The 18738-nt window shown below is 63.8% G+C and carries 16 protein-coding genes; 10 read left to right on the top strand and 6 right to left on the bottom strand.

The window, feature by feature from the left end; all coding sequences use genetic code 11:
• Positions 1-196: 196 nt before the first annotated feature.
• Complete coding sequence (locus ACIQWO_RS23185) at positions 197-1342, top strand: porin (RefSeq protein ID WP_402829298.1); 1146 nt, start codon at positions 197-199, stop codon at positions 1340-1342.
• Positions 1343-1355: 13 nt separating this feature from the next.
• The gene (locus ACIQWO_RS23180; RefSeq protein ID WP_402829296.1) at positions 1356-2555 is read left to right on the top strand and encodes a 3-hydroxybenzoate 6-monooxygenase; all 1200 of its coding nucleotides are present in this window, start codon (positions 1356-1358) and stop codon (positions 2553-2555) included.
• Here ACIQWO_RS23180 and ACIQWO_RS23175 read toward each other — a convergent pair.
• Positions 2545-3495, bottom strand: a complete 951-nt coding sequence (locus tag ACIQWO_RS23175) for a LysR family transcriptional regulator (protein WP_402829294.1) — start codon at positions 3493-3495, stop codon at positions 2545-2547. The genes ACIQWO_RS23180 and ACIQWO_RS23175 overlap by 11 nt on opposite strands.
• A gap of 91 nt (positions 3496-3586) precedes the next feature.
• On the opposite strand from ACIQWO_RS23175, the gene ACIQWO_RS23170 reads away from it, so the two are divergent.
• On the top strand, positions 3587-4663 hold the full coding sequence (locus tag ACIQWO_RS23170) for a zinc-binding dehydrogenase (protein WP_402829292.1): 1077 nt from the start codon (positions 3587-3589) through the stop codon (positions 4661-4663).
• Positions 4664-4724: 61 nt separating this feature from the next.
• On the opposite strand, the gene ACIQWO_RS23165 is transcribed toward ACIQWO_RS23170, so the two are convergent.
• Complete coding sequence (locus tag ACIQWO_RS23165; protein ID WP_402829290.1) at positions 4725-5150, bottom strand: GFA family protein; 426 nt, start codon at positions 5148-5150, stop codon at positions 4725-4727.
• 165 nt (positions 5151-5315) lie between these two features.
• Between ACIQWO_RS23165 and ACIQWO_RS23160 the strand changes: the two genes are divergently transcribed.
• Positions 5316-5774 carry a YaiI/YqxD family protein gene (locus tag ACIQWO_RS23160; RefSeq protein ID WP_402829288.1) on the top strand — a complete coding sequence of 153 codons (459 nt, stop codon included), beginning with the start codon at positions 5316-5318 and terminating at the stop codon, positions 5772-5774.
• A 6-nt stretch (positions 5775-5780) separates the two neighbouring features.
• Here ACIQWO_RS23160 and ACIQWO_RS23155 read toward each other — a convergent pair whose 3' ends face one another.
• Entirely contained in the window at positions 5781-6425 is a 645-nt protein-coding gene (locus ACIQWO_RS23155; protein WP_402829286.1) for an ankyrin repeat domain-containing protein, read from the bottom strand.
• A 126-nt stretch (positions 6426-6551) separates the two neighbouring features.
• Positions 6552-7424, bottom strand: coding sequence for a LysR family transcriptional regulator (locus ACIQWO_RS23150; protein ID WP_402829284.1), 873 nt, complete (start codon positions 7422-7424; stop codon positions 6552-6554).
• 319 nt (positions 7425-7743) lie between these two features.
• Between ACIQWO_RS23150 and ACIQWO_RS23145 the strand changes: the two genes are divergently transcribed.
• From ACIQWO_RS23145 to ACIQWO_RS23135, 3 genes are read left to right on the top strand one after another with little or no spacing between them, the layout of a single operon-like run.
• The gene (locus ACIQWO_RS23145) at positions 7744-9021 is read left to right on the top strand and encodes an efflux RND transporter periplasmic adaptor subunit (protein WP_402829282.1); all 1278 of its coding nucleotides are present in this window, start codon (positions 7744-7746) and stop codon (positions 9019-9021) included.
• Between the two features lie 5 nt (positions 9022-9026).
• Positions 9027-12179, top strand: a complete 3153-nt coding sequence (locus ACIQWO_RS23140) for a multidrug efflux RND transporter permease subunit (protein ID WP_402829280.1) — start codon at positions 9027-9029, stop codon at positions 12177-12179.
• A complete protein-coding gene (locus ACIQWO_RS23135; RefSeq protein WP_402829278.1) occupies positions 12176-13636 on the top strand; it encodes an efflux transporter outer membrane subunit in 1461 nt (486 codons plus the stop codon). Before ACIQWO_RS23140 ends, ACIQWO_RS23135 begins: the two co-directional genes overlap by 4 nt.
• Before the next feature lie 117 nt (positions 13637-13753).
• On the opposite strand, the gene ACIQWO_RS23130 is transcribed toward ACIQWO_RS23135, so the two are convergent.
• On the bottom strand, positions 13754-14353 hold the full coding sequence (locus ACIQWO_RS23130; protein WP_402829276.1) for a nitroreductase family protein: 600 nt from the start codon (positions 14351-14353) through the stop codon (positions 13754-13756).
• A 202-nt stretch (positions 14354-14555) separates the two neighbouring features.
• On the opposite strand from ACIQWO_RS23130, the gene ACIQWO_RS23125 reads away from it, so the two are divergent.
• Complete coding sequence (locus ACIQWO_RS23125) at positions 14556-15509, top strand: LysR family transcriptional regulator (RefSeq protein ID WP_402829274.1); 954 nt, start codon at positions 14556-14558, stop codon at positions 15507-15509.
• On the opposite strand, the gene ACIQWO_RS23120 is transcribed toward ACIQWO_RS23125, so the two are convergent.
• Entirely contained in the window at positions 15409-16584 is a 1176-nt protein-coding gene (locus ACIQWO_RS23120; RefSeq protein WP_402829272.1) for an MFS transporter, read from the bottom strand. The genes ACIQWO_RS23125 and ACIQWO_RS23120 overlap by 101 nt on opposite strands.
• A 101-nt stretch (positions 16585-16685) precedes the next feature.
• On the opposite strand from ACIQWO_RS23120, the gene ACIQWO_RS23115 reads away from it, so the two are divergent.
• Both ACIQWO_RS23115 and ACIQWO_RS23110 read left to right on the top strand, forming a co-directional pair.
• Entirely contained in the window at positions 16686-17579 is an 894-nt protein-coding gene (locus ACIQWO_RS23115; protein WP_402829270.1) for a LysR family transcriptional regulator, read from the top strand.
• Positions 17580-17727: 148 nt separating this feature from the next.
• A complete protein-coding gene (locus tag ACIQWO_RS23110; RefSeq protein ID WP_402829268.1) occupies positions 17728-18495 on the top strand; it encodes an autoinducer binding domain-containing protein in 768 nt (255 codons plus the stop codon).
• Positions 18496-18738 lie beyond the last annotated feature (243 nt).

The raw sequence follows: 18738 nt of genomic DNA, 5'->3' as shown, positions 1-18738 counted from the left end.
AGCGACGACGCGAACATCCGGCAGCGCGCTTTCTAAAAGGAGACCGTCGGCGTCCCACGGGACCTCGACAAGAGCATTCCGGCAAAGGTGCGGAGGTATCGACACGCCTGCCCGGAGGTCGGCGCTCGTCTTTCGATCCGCCGAGCCACACACATAACAACGCAATAACAAAGATAAATTCGGTTTGGAGACAACCATGATCTCGAAGAGTCATCAGCAGATGTTGCGGGGCGCGCTCGGCGGCGCACTGCTATGGAGTTGCGGTGCTCACGCCACCAGCTACATGAATCTCTACGGCGTTTTTGACACGGGCATCGAGTACGTTTCACACGCGTCGATGAGCGGCGGACTGTTCCGTGTACCCAGCCTGACGGGGGAAGTGCCATCGCGATGGGGGATTCGCGGCGTTGAGGATCTGGGCGGCAACCTCAGCGCAGTCTTCACGCTCGAAAGTGGCTTCAACCCGAACAACGGCACGTTGGGGCAGGGCGGCCGATTGTTCGGACGTCAGGCTTTCGTGGGCTTGCAGTCGGATTATGGCCTGGTGTCGTTCGGCCGTCAGTACAACATGACGACCTGGGCGCTGGCAGACGCGAACCTGCTCGGCCCCAACATCTACAGCATCAGCTCACTCGATCCGTACCTTGCCGTGGCGCGCAGCGACAACACGGTCGCTTACAAGGGCACGTTTCGCGGGCTGACCGTCGGTGCGACGTATTCCCTCGGGCGCGACGCCGGGGGCACCGGCAACACGCCGGGGCAAGGCACCTGCTTCGGCAGTATCCCGGGCCATACGTCGACGTGCAGTCAGTGGACGGCGATGCTCAAGTACGACGCTGCACACTTCGGTCTGGCGTTCGCCTACGACGTCCAGCATGGCGGTCCGGGCGCTGCCGTCAGCTACTTCGACGGGACGCCTTCGACGCCTCTGACCGGCCAGATGGACAAGGACGTGCACACCACCGTGAACGGCTACGCCACGTGGGGCGCGCTGAAGGTCGGCGGCGGATGGATCGGGCGCTACGTGACGACCGAGGGCGGCGCGCCGGAAGGACGCTACGACATGTTCTTTGCGAACGCGAGCTACACCTTCACGCCCGCCTTTCAGGTCGACGGGCAGCTCGTCAGGATCATCAATACGCATCAGAACACGCGCGCGACGCTGGCGGTGTTGCGCGGGACGTATTCGCTCTCGAAGCGCACGGCGGTCTATTTGCAAAGCGGCTATCTGATCAACAGTGCGAACGCCAGCTACACAGTGAGCGTGGGCGGCGGCGGAACGACGCCGCCACAAGGCGCGACCCAGCTCGGCGTCATGGCAGGCATGAAGACAAGTTTCTAAGCAGGAGGCAACGATGACGGAAAAGGACAAAGGACGGCGTGTGCTGATCGTGGGCGGTGGCATCGGCGGGCTCGCGGCCGCGCTGGCGCTCGCGCGTCAGGGGATTCGGGTGCAGTTGCTGGAGCAGGCGGCAGAGATCAAGGAAATCGGTGCCGGGATTCAGCTCGCGGCGAACGCGTTCAATGCGCTCGATGCGCTTGGCGTCGGCGAAGCGGCGCGCCGACGAGCCGTGTTCACGGACCACATGACGATGTTCGATGCCATCGACGCGAAGGAAGTTGTGCGCATCAACGTCGGTGCGCCGTATCGCGTGCGCTTCGGCAATCCGTACGCGGTGATCCATCGTGCCGACATTCATCTCTCCATTCTCGAAGCCGTGCAGGACGATCCGCTGATTCGGTTCCACACGAATACGCACGTATGTGGACTGGAACAAGACGCCAGCGGGGTGACGGTGACCGATCAACATGGCGAGCGATATCGCGCCGATGCCGTGATCGGCTGCGATGGCGTGAAGTCGACTGTCCGTGAGGTGCTGATCGGCGACGACGTGCGGGTAACGGGGCACGTCGTCTATCGCGCTGTCGTCGACGTCGAGAACATGCCGACGGACTTGCAGATCAACGCGCCGGTCGTCTGGGCGGGGCCACATTGTCACCTCGTTCACTATCCGTTGCGCGGCGGGCTGCAGTACAACCTCGTTGTGACGTTCCACAGCCGCGAGCAGGAGGAATGGGGCGTGCGTGAGGGTAGCAAAGCGGAGGTGCTTTCGTACTTCGAGGGCATCCATGCGCTGCCGCGTCAGATGCTCGATCGTCCGACCTCATGGAAGCGATGGGCGACGGCCGATCGCGATCCGGTCGAGCGCTGGAGCTTCGGACGTGCGACGTTGCTGGGCGACGCCGCGCATCCGATGACGCAATACGTCGCGCAGGGGGCGTGTCAGGCGCTGGAAGACGCTGTGACGCTGGGCGCAGCCGTTGCCGCCAGCGACGGCGATTTCGAGCGTGCGTTCCAGCGTTACGAGACCGCCCGGATTCCCCGCACCGCACGTGTGTTGTATTCGGCGCGCGAGATGGGCCGGATCTATCACGCCCAAGGCGTCGAGCGGCTGGTGCGCAATTCGCTGTGGACGGGGCGCACCGACGAAGGCTTTTACGATGCGCTGGACTGGTTGCACGGCTGGCGCGCGGAGGACTGCCTTAAGGTCTGACGGGCCCACCACGCATCACCACTTCTCTCGAAACCCCGGCCGCTTCACCTAGCCTCTCTCGTAGCCACACCATGCCGGGATCGTTGTGATTACGTGGGTGCCATGCCGCGCTCAGCGAGAAGCCGGGGAGGGGGAAGGGGAGAGCGAAGGCGTCCAGACGGTCGGCGTATCGGGACACCAGTCGTGCTGGCATCGTGCAGACGTAGTCGCTGTGGCACAGCAAGTCCGGTACCACCGTGAACGTCTGAACCGAGACCGCGACGTCGCGTGAGCGTCCGAGCGACTGGAGGTGTTCGTCCACGAAGCCCGTGAAACTGCCGCCGCTCGTCGAGACGAGCACGTGCCGCAGTGCGCAGTAGGCACTCAGCGTGAGCTTGCGAGTGCCACGAGGGTGCGACTTGCGCTGGGCCATCACGAACGTCTCATCCACGAGCTTTCGTGCGCGCATGGTCGGCGGCACCATGCGCTCGGAGCCGATCAGCAAATCGACTTCGCCGGATTCGAGCTGTGCAGCGATGTCCGTCGCACGTGCGTGGACGAAGGCAATCTGCACCCCTTTTCCCGTCACGGAGGGCAGTGCCTCCAGCAACGCCATGCCGATCGTTGACGTCGCGTTATCGCTTGCAGCGATGACGAAGCGGCGCGCATCGGACATCGGATCGAACGTCGGCGACTGATGCACGACCGTCGCCAGATCGCTTAACGCTGCGCGTAGCGGCGTGAGCAGCGTCAAGGCGCGGGCCGTGGCGATCATGCCGCGTCCGGTATCGGCCGGGATCAGCAGCGGATCACCGAACAGGCGCCGTAGTCGCGCCAGCTGGGCCGACACGGCGGGCTGCGACAGTCCGAGCCGCTCCGCCGCGTGCGTGACGTTCCGGTCTGCGAGCAGTGCGTCCAGCGTCACCAGCAGATTCAGATCTATTCCCTTGAAATCGACCACGGTTATGCCTCGTATGTTTGTTATCTATTTCAAACATACGTCCGCAGCGCCTAGAGTGCAAGGCATGTCATCTCAACCCGGAGTGTCGATCATGAAAGCCTGGATTCTCGAACGTATCGGACAACCCCTCGTACTGCGCGACGTCGATACCCCGGACGTGCGGCCCGGTGCCGTGCTCGTGCGCATGGAAGCGGTCCCGCTGCTCAGCTATACACGCGCCTATCTGAACGGCGAGTTGCCGTATCAGTACCCGGAAGGGCCGTTTACACCGGGGACGAACGGCGTCGGCACTATCGTGGCAACGGGGGCTGGCGTGCATCACTTCCGCGCCGGTCAGCGTGTGGCGGTCAATCCGTATCTGACGAGCACCGAAAACGTCGACTCGCCTGCGGAGGTCCTGATCGGACTGACGGGCATCAGCGACGACAGCGCGCCGCTGCTGCAAGACTTCCCGCATGGCACGTTGCGTGAGATTGCCGAGTTTCCTGCGTCGGCGCTGGTGAGTCTGGAGGGGCTGGAACATGTCCCGTCGGAACGGCTGGCCACGCTTTCCAAATTTGCTGTGCCGATGGGCGGCTTACGTCGCGGGCGTCTGGTGGCGGGTGAGACGGTCGTCGTGAACGGCGCGACGGGGGCCTTCGGTTCGGCCGCCGTACTGGCTGCGCTGGCGATGGGGGCGTCGAGCGTCATCGCGCTGGGACGCCGCATCGAGCCGCTTGAATCGCTCGCCCGACTCGGCGGCGAACGGGTGCGCCCGGTGGTCTTGTCCGGCGACGCGGTGCGTGATGCCGCGGCCATCCGGTCGGTTGCGCCCTCGGGCGTCGATCTGGCGTTCGACATGGTGGGGCAGGCGACGGACCCGTCCAGTACGCTGGCCGCGCTGCGAAGCCTCAAACGCCGTGGACGCATGGTGCTGATGGGCAGCATGAACGTGCCCCTGCCGCTGCCCTATGGCGAGATGTTGCGCAACAGCTGGGAGGTGATGGGCCACTTCATGTACGCGCCGTCCGACTATCGCGCACTGGTGGCCATGGTTCGCGCGAACCAGCTTTCCCTTGAGACGATCAGCGTCAAAACCTTCGTGTTCGACGCCATCGAAGCCGCGATCGACGCCGCAGGCGCGCAGGCGGGACTGGATGCCACTGTGGTTTCGTTTGCCCGCGACTGAGCGCGGTAGTTGGTGACCGTCACCGCGCTGACGGCTACGCGTGGTGCCGTCGTCTGGGGGCTTACGCCGACACGTAAGTCGGGCCGTCCCAACCGTCGAGGTACTTCGGCAAGTCGTCGACGACATCCACCACGCGTTCCCGGTAGAACAGGTGCATCGTCGGCGCGAGTGCGGCGTCGAGTTTTCCGCCGGTCGCGCGGGCGGTGAGGGCGTTCGGCACCACCCGCATGCCAAGACGATTGGTGCCGAAGACGACTTCGCCGCAGACGTCGCAGAACGTTTTCGTCATCTGCTTTTCCGGGTGTTTGAACGTGTGTCCGACGCGCTCGCCAACCGTGACGGCTTCAGACGCCCACGCCGTCGCGGAAAAGACCGACGTGCCGTAAAAGTCCCTGCATGACGAACAGTGACAGTTCGCGCGCGCAGCGGGACTTCCGTGCAAATTCAGGGTCATATTTCCGCACAAGCACGTAACGTTCAGTGACATGAGTCTCTCGCTAAGATGATGTCGACAATCTTTTTTGGGGGCGACGAATTCGCACTGCGAACTAGTGTCAAGAATCTGCGTCGCGCCCGAGTCTAGCACTCGTCGCAACGGCACCGTTCGCGCCTTGCCGTATCATGACGGCCTCTCTCCCGAAAAAGTCCTGAAATGCAAGTCCTCGTCGACGCTGACGCCTGCCCCGCAGTCATCAAGGACATCCTGTTCCGTGCGGCCAAGCGTGAAGAAATGATGGTGACGCTGGTGGCGAACCAGTTCCTGCGCACGCCGCCGTCGCCGTTCGTCAGATCGATTCAGGTGCCGTCGGGGTTCGACGTGGCGGACGCGCGTGTCGTCGAGATGGTCGAAGCCGGGGATCTGGTGATTACCGCCGACATTCCGCTCGCGGCGGCGGTCATCGAGAAGGGTGGGCGTGCGCTCGACCCGCGTGGAAGCTGGTTCACGTCGGAGAACATCAAGGAGCGTCTGTCCGTGCGCGACATGATGGATCAGTTGCGCGCCGCCGGGATCGAGACCGGCGGTCCCGCCCCGTTCAGTCCGCGTGACAGCAAGGTGTTTGCCGGTGAGCTAGATCGCTTTCTGGCACGTCAGCGCAAGTCGCCTCGCTAGGCTTCGTCAGTCCTCTGCGCGAGGCCCGCGCGCCGTCAGCGCCACCAACATCTCCACGATATCGCTCGGCAGCTTCCGTTCGCGGGCGATGTCCACACAATCTCGGCCACGGTCGTCGGCAATCGCAGGGTCGGCACCCGCATCGATCAGCAGACGCAGCGTGGCGAGTCGTTGCAGCCGTGCGGCGTAGAACATCGGCGTCTCGCCGTGGGCGCGCAGGTTGAGCAACGGACGGTGGGCGAGGAGGGCGCGACACATGGCGTCGTCGTCGCGCCAGACGGCGGCCCAGAGCGAATAGCTCGGGTTCGCACCACGACGCAGCAAGAATTCCACGAGCGAACGGTTTTCCCCGCGCGCCACGGCGTACCAGAGGGCTGTCGCCTGAAAATCGCCCTCGTCCTCATCCATCGGGACGACTTGCTCCAGTACCGCGCCCGCGTCCAGCAACGTCTCGACTGTCTTCAGGCCGTTCGGCTCGGCCAGTCCTGCCGTCTCCGAGGGACGGATAGAACAGGCCAGATGTAGCGCCGTCCGGTGCTTCGGATCCATGGCGCCAACGAGGTCGGGAGCGTCGCTCAGCAATCGCTCAACCGTGCCGCAATCCCACTTCCGTGCTGCATTGAACAACGCTGTTTTCGAGGGCTTCGCCATTGCTGGCTCTCCTTGAGGGCGTCTGCGACGCCCAGGTCCATGACCGTCTCCTAGACTAACGGTGCTATGTGTGCGCGGTGTGGCAATCGGTGATTCTCTGCGCCGTGCTTTGCTTGCCGCGCAAACTCACGCTTGTGGCGCACTCGCACGCAGCAATTCGGCAAAACGTGCTTCGCACCAGCGCATCACGTCGTTGGGTTCGCGACCGAACCGCCACAGCATGCGCACCGGCAACTGCGGAAGACCGAGATCGTCGCAACGAAGTTCGTGAAGATCTTCGTATGCCGCAATATCGATGGGCAGCACTGCCCAACCCAACTTGTCCACGACCATGCTGGCGATGACGTACGAGCTGTCCGCACGCCAGATCGACGGGCTCAGTTGCAACGGTGTGATGTCGTCCATTTGCAACAGAAGCTGACGATATTTCGCGAGATCGCCGCGCGTGACCTGATCCCGATAGGCCAGCGGATGGTCCCCAGCGACGAACACGCCTTGCACAGCTGAGCCGATGTACTTGTGGCCGAGCGCCGACGGGATCGCCCCACGGTCGACGTGAAAGCCGATATCCGCGCGCTGCTTTTCCACGTATTCCGTGACTTCCGTCGAGGTGCCGTTGAGCAGCGTCAGTTCGAGATAGGCGAACTGATAGGCGAGATCGCGCACCAGTTCGCTGACGGCCTGATACGGCAGCGCCTCGTCCAGCGCCAGCGACAACTGCGGCTGCTCGCCGAACGCCAGCGCGTTCGCCCGATGGTTCAACCCCTCGGCCTGCCGCAACAATTCCTTGGCTTCGAGCAGCATCACCTCGCCCTGATCGGTGAGGCGCGCATTTCGGCGGCTGCGGTCGAATAGTTCAAATCCCAAATCCGCTTCGAGCAGCGAAATCGCCGTGCTCACCGCCGACTGGGCTTTCCCCATGCGACGGGCGGCAGCGGATATCGAGCCGTCCTCCGCTGCCGCCACAAAGTAGCGCAATTGTTCAATTGTCCAGTTCATCCATTCATTTTATAGATAGGTTCCAACTTTTTCTAACAACAATTTCGCGGCAGAATCGCGCAGCTCCAATATGAAACGCCAGATTGAAATGCCAACATAGGCTTGGCGGCAGACGACCGGATCCCCCGGTCCGGTGGTCTCGGGCAATAGACCTCCTTCGCGCAACGCGTACCTGCCGTCCATGGTGTCTCCGGAGCGATGCGGGGCCCCCGGTCCTCCCCCATCGCTGGCTCACTTGCAGCCAGCCCGTCGCTCGACGCCGCGCACCGAACGCGGTTGCGACACCCTTGACCGGATGTCGTAAATCCAACGTGCTTACATGTCATCGAAAATCGATAACCGAACTCTCCGTACCCGTTTCGGAGTCCTGACGGGTGTCTCCGCCACCCTGATCGCCAGCGTGCTGCTTCTCGCCGCGTGCTCTGGCCGCGACAAAAAGGAAGAAGCCGACGCCACACCGGAGGCCGTCGTGCGCACGGTCGAGCGTCGTGCCGAGCCGCTCACGACCGAGCAGCCCGGCCGTCTCGAGGCCTACCGCAGTGCCGACGTGCGCGCCCGTGCGGGCGGCGTCGTCATGGAGCGTAAATACCAGGAAGGCCAGAAGGTCGCCAAGGGCGATGTGCTGTTCCGCATCGACCCGCAGCCGCTGTCCGCTGCGCTCGACGCCGCGCGTGGTGCGCTCGCCAAGGCGCAAGCCGAACACGATTCCGCGAAAGACAAGATCGAGCGCTATCGTGGCCTGCTTGAGGAGCGTGCCATCAGCGCCCGTGAAGACGCCGAGTCCCGTGCCGCCGAAGCGCGTACGCGTGCCGAAGTGCTGGCCGCCCGCGCCGAAGTGCGCAAAGCGGAACTCAACCTCGGTTACACAAGCGTCGTCTCGCCTATCGCGGGACGCGTGCGTCGTGCCGAAGTCACCGAAGGCGCGCTGGTCGGCCTCGACTCGCCCACACTGCTCACGCGGGTGGAGCAGATCGATCCGATCTACGTGAACTTCTCGCAGCCCGCCGCACAGGTCTACGCCATGACGCGCGACCTGCGGGCAGGCAAGCTGGAGCATGGCAACGAGGCGGCCGCGCCGCAGGTGCACGTCACACTGCCGGACGGGCGCGAGTACACCTTGCCCGGCAAACTGCTCTTCACGGACCTGGCGGTCGACCCCGGTACGGACACCATCGCCATGCGCGCCTTGCTGCCGAACCCGGACGGCGTGCTGCTCCCCGGCGCGTTTGTACAAGTGCGCATGCAGGGTGCGGTGAATCCGAACGTGGTGCGAGTGCCGCGCGAAGCGCTCACGCGCACGACGGCGGGCGCCATCGTCCGTGTGGTCGGCGCCGACGGCAAAGTGCACGACCGCAAGGTCCACGCCGACGCCATCGAAGGTCATGACTGGCTGGTGACGGACGGTCTCAAGGGCGGCGAGCAGGTCATCGTTCAGAACCTGACGCAGTTCTCCGACGGCATGAAGGTCAAGACCAAGGTTGCAGGCAATGACGCCAAAGATGCCAAAGACGTGAAGAACGCTGGCGAAGACACCGCCAAGTCCACTGACGCCAAGCCTCAGGGCAACGGCAGTCCGGCCTCCAAAGCGGAGACGTAATCCAAATGGCTCGTTTCTTTATCGATCGCCCGGTCTTTGCCTGGGTGATCTCTCTGATGATTACGCTCGTCGGCCTGCTGGCCATTCGGGCGCTACCCGTCGCGCAGTACCCTGACATCGCGCCGCCGATGGTCAGCGTGTACAGCAGCTACCCGGGCGCTTCGGCGAAGGTCGTCGAAGACTCGGTCACGGCCATCATCGAACGTCAGATGAACGGTGCGCCGGGGTTGATGTATACGTCGGCCACGAGCGGTAACGGTGAGTCGTCGGTCAACCTCACGTTCCGTCAGGGCACCAGCCTCGATCTGGCCGCCGTAGAAGTGCAGAACCGGCTGAAGACGGTCGAGTCGCGCTTGCCGGAAGTCGTGCGTCGCTATGGCGTGAAGGTCGAACGTGCGGCCGACAACATCCACATGGTGGTGACGCTGTCGTCGCGCAATCCGGCCATCGGCGAATTCGATCTGGGTGAGTTGGCGGCGTCGCAGGTCGTCAACCAGCTCAAGCGTGTGCCGGGCGTCGGTCAGGTGCAGTTCTGGGGGACGGAGAAGGCCATTCGCATCTGGCCCGATCCAGCCAGACTCGTCGCGCTCGATCTCACCGCCTCGGACATCGTGTCCAAGGTGCGGGCCTATAACGCGCGCGTGACGGTGGGCGATCTGGGCGCGGGCTCGACCCCGACGTCCGCGCCGATCAACGCGAACGTCGTGTCCGACACCACCTACTCCACGCCGGAGCAGTTCGCCAGCATTCCGTTGCGCGTGCGCGCCGATGGTTCGGCCATCCGGCTGGGCGACGTCGCGCGTGTGGAACTGGGCGCGTCGGACTACAACTATTCGTCGCGTGTCGACGGGCTTCCGGCCACCGCAATGGGCATCAAGCTCGCGGCAGGCTCGAACGCCGTCGAAGTCATGAAGGCCGTGCGCGCCGTGATGGACGAGCAGGCGAAGCTGTTCCCGGCGGGCGTCGAATATCAGATGCCCTACGAGACGGCATCGTTCGTGAAGGTGTCGATCCAGAAGGTCGTGAAGACGCTGCTCGAAGCCATCGTGCTCGTGTTCATCGTGATGTATCTGTTCATGCAGAACCTGCGTGCGACGCTGATCCCGACACTCGTCGTGCCGGTGGCGTTGCTGGGCACGTTCGGCGTATTGCTGGGCCTCGGGTACTCCGTCAACACACTCACGATGTTCGGCATGGTGCTGGCCATCGGCATTCTGGTGGACGACGCCATCGTCGTGGTGGAGAACACCGAGCGGATCATGGTCGAGGAGGGGTTGTCCCCGTACGCGGCGACGGTCAAGGCGATGAAGCAGATCAGCGGCGCCATCATCGGTATTACGGTGGTGCTGGTGATGGTGTTCATCCCGATGGCGTTCTTCTCGGGTGCGGTGGGCAACATTTACCGGCAGTTCGCGGTCACGCTCGCGGTGTCGATCAGCTTCTCGGCATTCCTCGCGCTCTCGCTGACACCGGCGCTGTGCGCGACGTTGCTGCGTCCGGTGGCACACGACCACCACGAGAAGCGCGGCTTCTTCGGCTGGTTCAACCGTACCTTTGCGGTGGGCACCGAGCGCTACACGCGCCGGGTCGACAAGACGCTGCGTCATCCGTGGCGCTCGATGCTGGTGTACGGGGCGATCCTGATCGCGGTGCCGCTGGCGTTCATGCGTCTGCCGTCTGCCTTCGTGCCGGAGGAAGACACCGGCAGCTTCATGGTGATGGCCTCCGAGCCTCAGGGCGCAACGTTGCCTGAGGCGATGACCGCGCTCAAGCGCATCGAGAGTTATCTGATGCAGAACGAGCCTGTCAAGCACGTGTTCGTGCTGGGTGGCTGGAACGAGTTCGGTGCAGGTCCTGGCGGCGGCATGTTGTACGTGACGCTCAAGGACTGGCACGAGCGCACGTCGAAGCATGACGGCGTGAACGCCATCGTCGAGCGCGTGAACGCGAAGTTCACCGGCCAGCCGGACCGCATGATGATCGCGATGAACAGCCCGGCGTTGCCGGAACTCGGTTCGTCGAACGGCTTCAATCTGCGGTTGCAGGATCGTGCTGGTGTGGGCGCGGAAGTGTTCACCGCTGCGCGCGACGAGTTGCTGCAAAAGGCGGCCAAAGATCCCGTGCTCAAGAACGTGATCTTTGCCGGGCAGGGTGAAGTGCCGCAGATCGACATCGCCATCGACCGTCGCAAGATGGAAGCGCTCAAGGTCAACATGGACGACGTGAACACCACGCTTGCCACCATGTTCGGGTCGGAGTATGTGGGCGACTTCATGCTGGGTGCCGAGAATCGTCGCGTGGTCGTGCAGTCGGACGGGCGTCAGCGTGTGTCGCCGGACGACATCGGCAACCTGCGTGTGCGCAACGCCAGCGGCGAGATGGTGCCGCTGTCGTCGTTCGTCACGCTCAAGTGGAAGCTCGGTTCGCCGCAGTTGAAGCGTTACAACGGCTATCCGTCGTTCACGCTGCAGGGCGAATCGGCCCCGGGCAAGAGCAGCGGCGAAGCCATGGCGCGCATGGAGCAACTGATGTCGGAGATGCCTGCGGGCATCGGGCACGAGTGGAGCGGCCAGTCGCTCGAAGAGCGAGCGTCGGGCGCGCAGGCACCGATCCTGTTCGCGTTGTCGGTGCTGGTGGTGTTCCTCGCGCTCGCGGCGCTTTACGAGAGCTGGGCGATTCCGGCGGCGGTCATCATGGTGGTGCCGCTGGGCGTGATCGGTGCACTCGGTGCCGTGAGTCTGATGGGCATGCCCAACGACATCTACTTCAAGGTGGGCCTGATTGCGACCATCGGTCTGTCGGCGAAGAACGCCATTCTGATTGTGGAAGTGGCCAACGATCTCGCGAAGCAGGGCATGACGTGGTTCGATGCGGCGGTGGAAGCTGCGCGACTGCGTTTGCGTCCGATCGTGATGACGTCGCTGGCGTTCGGCTTCGGCGTGGTGCCGCTCGCGATTGCGACCGGCCCGGCATCGGGTGCGCAGCGTGCGATCGGTGTGGCCGTGCTGGGCGGGATCGTGACGGCCACGGTGCTGGCGATCTTCCTGGTGCCACTGTTTTTCCTGCTGGTGGGCCGTTTCGTGCGCCGCTCGCATCCGGGTAAGGATGCGCCGCATGATTCGCAAGATGCCGCACCGGCCGTCGAGGGGAAGGTATGACGATGTTTCGACCCCGCATGCGCGGGATAACGCTGGCCGGTGTGTGTCTGTTCTCACTGCTGGCCGGATGCACGATGGCGCCGACGTATGAGCGTCCGACTGCGCCGATGCCGACGACGTATGAAGCGCCGACGGGCAGCGGTGTGCACTTGGCACTCGCCGATCCGCTCTCCGCCGACGCCGACTGGGCCGAGGTCTTCTCGGACGCGGACTTGCAGACGCTGATTCGCCGGGCGCTCGCACAGAATCGCGACTTGCGGTTGGCGTCGCTGCGCGTACAGGAAGCGCGCGCGTTGTACGGCATTGAGTCGGCCAATCTGCTGCCGAGCGTTCAGGCGGGCGGTGCGTTCTCCCGTCAGCGCTACTCCGGCTCGGCCGGGCAACCCGATGGCGCAAGCAATATGCCGGGCGGTTATGTCGCCAATGATGTGCGTGCGACGGTGGGTGTAAGCGCGTTCGAGCTGGACTTCTTCGGGCGCGTGCGCAGTCTGCGCGACGCTGCGCTTCAGGAGTATCTGTCGAGCGAAGAAGCACAACGCGCGGCGCAGGTGAGTCTGGTGGCGGAAGTGGCGGCGTCCTATATCGGGCTGGTCGCCGCGAACGAGCAGATCGCTTACGCCCGCGATGTGCTGGCGGCGCGTGAGGACGGCATTCGCGTCATTCGTCTACGTGCTGAGCGTGGGCTGGTCGACGACCTCGACCTGAACACGGAGACGACGCAGGTCGAAGTGGCGCGGGCGGCGCTCGCTGAACGCGAACGTCAGCGCAGCGAGATCGTGCACGCCTTGCAGGTGCTCACCGGCGACGTCGGCGCGAAGCCTGCGGCGGCGGCGTCGCTTGACGGTGCTTTCGTCGTGCCGGTCGCGGCGGGCTTGCCGTCGTCGTTGCTGATGCGTCGTCCGGACATTCGTCAGGCCGAAGCGAAGTTGCGCGGAGCCAACGCGAATATCGGCGCGGCACGCGCGGCGTTCTTCCCGTCGGTCAGACTCACGACCGACATCGGCACCGCCAGCGCCAGCTTCTCCGATCTGTTCGGCGCAGGCACAGGCGTGTGGTCCTTCATGCCGCAGATCACCGTGCCGATCTTCAGCGGCGGGCGCAACATTCAGGGCCTTAATCTGGCCAACGTCCGTAAGGAGATGGCGGTCGTCTCGTACGAGCGCACGATCCAGACGGCGTTCGCGGAAGTCGACGATGCGCTCACGGCACAGCAGTTGCTCTCGCGTCAGTATCAGGCGCAGAAGCGTGTGTCCGACGGTGAGCGCGAGCGCCTGCGGCTGGCTAAACGTCGCTACGTGAACGGGGTGGCAAGCTATCTCGAATTGCTCGACGCGCAGCGCAGCGAATTCCACGCGGCGCAGCAGTTGATCGACGTGAAGCAGCGGGTGCTCGTCAATCACGTGGCGCTGTATCGTGCGCTGGGTGGCGGATGGAAGCCGGAGGGCGACGCGTCGTGACGTGATCGTGGTGTGACCGCATCGGTCGCCGTCAAACAAAAACCCCGCCGGGTCTCGCGATCCGGCGGGGTTTTTTCATGCATCACCGGCCATGTGGTGACGACAGGCGCAAGCGCATTAGAACGCGAAGCGGCCTTCCGAAGCGATCTTGGCGATCGGCTCGCGCGGGCTCGGCACTTCGCGAGCGCGCAGGCCTTCGGGCAGTGCGTTCACGTCGCCGCCCGGACGGCCGATGGCGATGGCCGCTTCGATCTTGTACTTCGGCGACAGATCGAGTTCGTTGCGGATCTTGTCGTGTTCGATTCCGGCCAAGCCGTGCGTCGCCCAGCCCGAGAGCGAGGCTTGCAGGGCGAGGTAGCCCCACGCGGCACCTGCGTCGAAGCTGTGGGTCGAAGCCGGGACTTCCTTGTCGCTGCCCGGGGGCGTGAGGGTCGACTTCGAGATCACGAGGACGATGGCGGCGGCGTTCTTGGCCCACGTCTGGTTGAACTCGTTGAGGAAGCCGACGAACTGGTCCCAATGCGGCGTGCCACGACGGGCGAAGACAAAGCGCCACGGTTGCGCGTTGTAGGCCGACGGTGCCCAGCGAGCCGCTTCGAAGAACGACAGCAGGGTGGCTTCGGGAATCGTTTCGTCCTTGAATGCCCGCGGCGACCAGCGGGCCACGAATTGCGGGTCGATAGGATGATCGGCTTGGCGGGTGGTGATATCGGTCATGCGAATAGTCTCGTCGGCTAAAGTGCAATCAGTGCGGCCATTTGCGACTGATCGGGCCGCTAGGATACCCCGCGCGACGCTTGATCCCAACGAATATCGCCGCACGAGCATATGACTTGCGGTTATCTCGGCGGGCACGCCTTTGTCGTCGCAGTGACTTCGTCGCCTGTGCTACCGCCGTCCCGCGATATCATCGCCCTCCATGAACACCTTAAAGAACATGCGGATCTTCGTGCGCGTGGCCGACGTCGCGAGCTTTGCGGGCGCGGCGCGCGCGCTCGACATGACCACGCCTCAAGTGTCCAAGGCCATCTCCGAACTCGAAGCGCACCTGCGCACGCGGCTGCTGCATCGCACGACACGTAAGCTTGCTCTGACGGACGCGGGCAAGCGCTACCTCGAGCGTTGCCGCGACATCATCTCGCTGGTCGATGTCTCGGAGGCCGAAGCCGGAGCCGCGAGCGCCGCACCTAGCGGCACGCTGCGTCTGCACGCGCCAGCCAGCTTCGGGCAGGTGTTCGTGGTGCCCGCGCTGGCGCGCTTCCTTGAGCAATACCCGGACGTCGAGGCTGACTTGCTGCTGTCGTCGCGCGTGCCCGATCTGCTGGAGGAGAACATCGACGTGTCGCTGCGACTCGCCACGGCGCAGTTGCCCGATTCGGGGCTGGTGTCGGCACGGATTTGCCGGATGGCGTCGGTGCTGTGCGCAGCCCCCCAGTACCTCGCCGAGCATGGCGCACCGTGCTCGCTGGACGAACTGGCGCAGCACACGCAGGTCCGTCTGAACGCACCGCATTACTCTGTCGATCACTGGCTTTTCGAAGGCCCGGACGGCGGCGTGAAGCTGCCGGTGCCCTCGGGGCGGCTACGCGTGAATACGGCCGACTCGCTGGCGGCAGCGCTTATCAGCGGCTGCGGCGTGGGGCCGGTGCCCTTGCTCTCGGCACTCTCGGCGCTGCGCAGCGGCTCGCTGGTGCGGGTGTTGCCCGAGTACGAGTTGCAGGGGACGAACGTCTACGCGGTCTACGCGTCGCGGCTGTACCTCGACGCGAAGGTCAAGACATGGATCGAGTTTCTTCGGACATTTGTGGAGCAGGCGCTGTCTGCCCCAGACGCCGCAGCGATAGCGCAGCCACCGCGATCAGCAGGCCGATGACCAGCGACACCCAGAGGATGGCCGCGTCGCCCCAGTGCGCGCGGGCCACCGAGTAGCCCCAAGGGGCGACGGCCGAGACCGCGAACGCAGGGGTGAGCAAGGTGCCGAGCGCCCGCGCATAGGCTTCGTGCGAGAACAGTTCCAGCGGGAGGCTGGCGCGTAACAGCGTTGCCAGCCCGTTCAGTGCGCCGTAGAAGAAGATGAAGACCCCGGCGGCGATGATGGACGACATCCCCGCCAATCCCAGCCCGAAGCACAGCGGCAGCCCGCAGCCAACCACGACGTTGAGATTTACTGCGCTCGACTGACGCGGCTGAAGCCACTCCAGCGTTCGCGCACACACCTGACCCAACCCCCAGAGTGCGGCGAGACCGACCGGCAGCCCCTGCACGCTCAACAGCGACGTCAGGTGCGCTGCCAGTCCCGAGGACAGGATCGACACCAGCGCCATGATCGTGCCGTAGAGCAGGGCGGGCCGCCACGGCAGCGCGGCGCGTGTCTTGCTACTCCCGGTGGTGGCCGGTGCACGCGGGGGCGTTGGCGGCAGACTACGCAGCAAGGCCCACGCCAGCAGACCGAACGCGCCATACACGAGCACCCCCGGTCGCCATCCCCATGTGTCCCCGAGCCAGTTGCCCACCGGCCAGAAGACAGTCGTGGCGAGGCCGCCGATCAGGGTGATCTGTGTCATTGGCCGACGCGCGGTGGGGCCGTAGAGGGCGGCAAGTGTGGCGAAGGCGGCGTCGTACAGCGACAGACGCATGCCCACGCCGAGCAGGCACCACGCGACGAAGAACTGCACGAGCGTCGTGCTCGTGGCCAGTGTGGCGCATCCGGCGGAGCAAATCAGGGTGCCGAGGCACATCACGCGGCGTCCGCCCATGCGTTCGAGCCAGCGGCCCGAGAGCGGCGACACGGCGGCCATCACCAGCATGGCGAGCGAAGGACCGGCGAAGACCCATGTCTGCGCCCAGCCGGTGTCGCGCGCGATGCGCCACGCAAAGGCACCGGGCAGATAGAAGCTCACGCCCCAGTTGATGAGTTGTGCGAGGCCGAGCCGGAGAACGAGAGGCATGACGATATGAGGGACAAAACGTCGGATTCAGACATGGTGCGCTCACGCCATCTCTTGGTAAAGTCTTGGCATCTTATCCGATTCATAAGGAAAACTTTGAGATGAAGCGCCTGAATCTGGATCAGTTGCATACCTTCGCCGAGGTCGTCGACGCCGGAAGTTTCTCGGCGGCAGCGGTGCGTCTCGACCTGTCTCAACCTGCCGTCAGCCTTCAGGTGCGTCAACTGGAGCAACGCCTGAACGTGCGCCTCATCGAGCGAGTGGGTAAGCGGCTCAAGCCGACGTCAGCCGGCCTGACGTTGCTCGAACACGCGCGCCGCATCGATGCCGCCGTCGAAGAAGCGATGCAGGCGCTGACGAGCCACGCGCGGGGTGTGGCGGGCGAAGTGGCCATCGGCACGGGGGCGACGGCCTGCATTCACCTGCTGCCGCCGATGCTGCGCGCGATGCGCAAGCGGCATCCCCAACTGGACATCCGGGTGAGCACGGGCAACACCGATGACGTCGTTGCGGCCGTCACCGAAAACCGGCTCGATATCGGCCTCGTAACGTTGCCCGCTGCGGGGCGCAGCCTGCATGTCACGCCGGTCTTGCGCGACGAGTTCGTCGCCATCGCACCGGCGAACGACAACACATGGGGCGACGAAGTCACACCGCACACGCTGGCCGCCGCCCCCATGGTCGCGTTCGAATCCGGCAGCAGCACCCGTCTGCTGATCGACGACTGGTTTCTGCAAGCCGGGTTGCGCATGCGTCCGGTCATGGCGCTCGGCAGTATCGAAGCCATCAAGGAGATGGTGGCGGCAGGACTCGGTTACAGCATCGTGCCGAAAATGTCGGTGAATGCCGTTCATCACCGACGCGGATTGCGTATATCGACACTCACACCGGAATTAACGAGAACGTTGGCGATTGTCGTCAGGCAGGATAAACCGCTCACGCCGGGATTGCGAAAAGTCTTGTCGGCATTGGAGGGGCTGGGCAGCGTGTTGTGAAATTCAATGAGAAAATGATTCGCACTCCACGTGAAAAATCGTGATTGTTTTATTGGGCAAAATTACTCCCCGCAAAACACAAGGCTCGGACTACAATGCGCGAATAACGGCATCCAAACCGGCAATTATTGAGAACGTGTAACTCGCAATGCATCACAACCTTTATCGATATGAGGGGCTGCTGGGAGCCCGCTCGGTCGAGGCGCTGGACGCCGAGTTTCAGAAGCTGACGCAATCGCTGGAATACGACGCGCTATTTTATGCGCCGTTGTTGCCGCGTCGCGAGCGAGAAGCCGCAGCATTCCAGATGGAAGATCAGATCATTTCTGCGCAGGGCATGCCGAGTCGTCACATCTTTACGACGTTTCCGCCTGCCTGGATCGAGCGCTATCAGCGCGCGGGATATGCCGAAGTCGATCCGGTGCTGGTGGCGGCGAATCTGTCGCCACTGCCGATTCTCTGGCGCACGTTTCTCACGCAAAAGCGGCCGCATCCGATCTTTGCCGACGCGAGAGCGCATGGTCTGGGCAGCGGCGTATCGATCCCGATCTACGGCGCTGCGGGTGAGCGGGCGATCTTCAGCGCAGCGACCGCAAAATCACCGGAAGAATCGGCCGAACTCGAAGCGCGCATGGTCGGTGAAATCTATCTGACGGCGTTGTATTTCCATCAGGCGATTCAGCAACTCGACATGCAGTGGGTGGCCAGCCGTTGCACCGGCAAGCTCAGTCCGCGCGAGATCGAAAGTCTGCTGTGGGCGGCGCGTGGGAAGACGGCCTGGGAAATCGGATTGATTCTGAAGATCTCCGAGCACACCGTCACATTTCACATCAATAACGCCAAGCGCAAACTTGGCGCGGTCAACCGGCATCAGGCGATTGCCGCCGCGATCAGCACCGGTCTGATTTCCCCCTGAAGTTATCCATTTTCAAGCGAGATTCGTGAGCGCTATTTCCGGGCGCTCACGAATCTCGTTTTGCTTTGTGATTTCACATTTGTCGCCTCTGCCCATTGCGCGACATATTCCCGCCATTTTCGAGACATTCCACCCCTGAATTCAGCCGATTTCACATCTTTTCCGAAACGGTGTGTTGTCGCTTTGAGGCTAGTTCAATTCCTAGGGAAAACTATAATTTACTCATGGCGAAAACTGATTGGT

The organism is Pandoraea sp. NPDC090278 (assembly GCF_044772185.1).
In the GTDB taxonomy this organism is placed as follows: domain Bacteria; phylum Pseudomonadota; class Gammaproteobacteria; order Burkholderiales; family Burkholderiaceae; genus Pandoraea.
The sequence above is the reverse complement of the archived record's forward strand: the minus strand, read 5'-3'. Positions and strand labels throughout refer to the sequence as shown.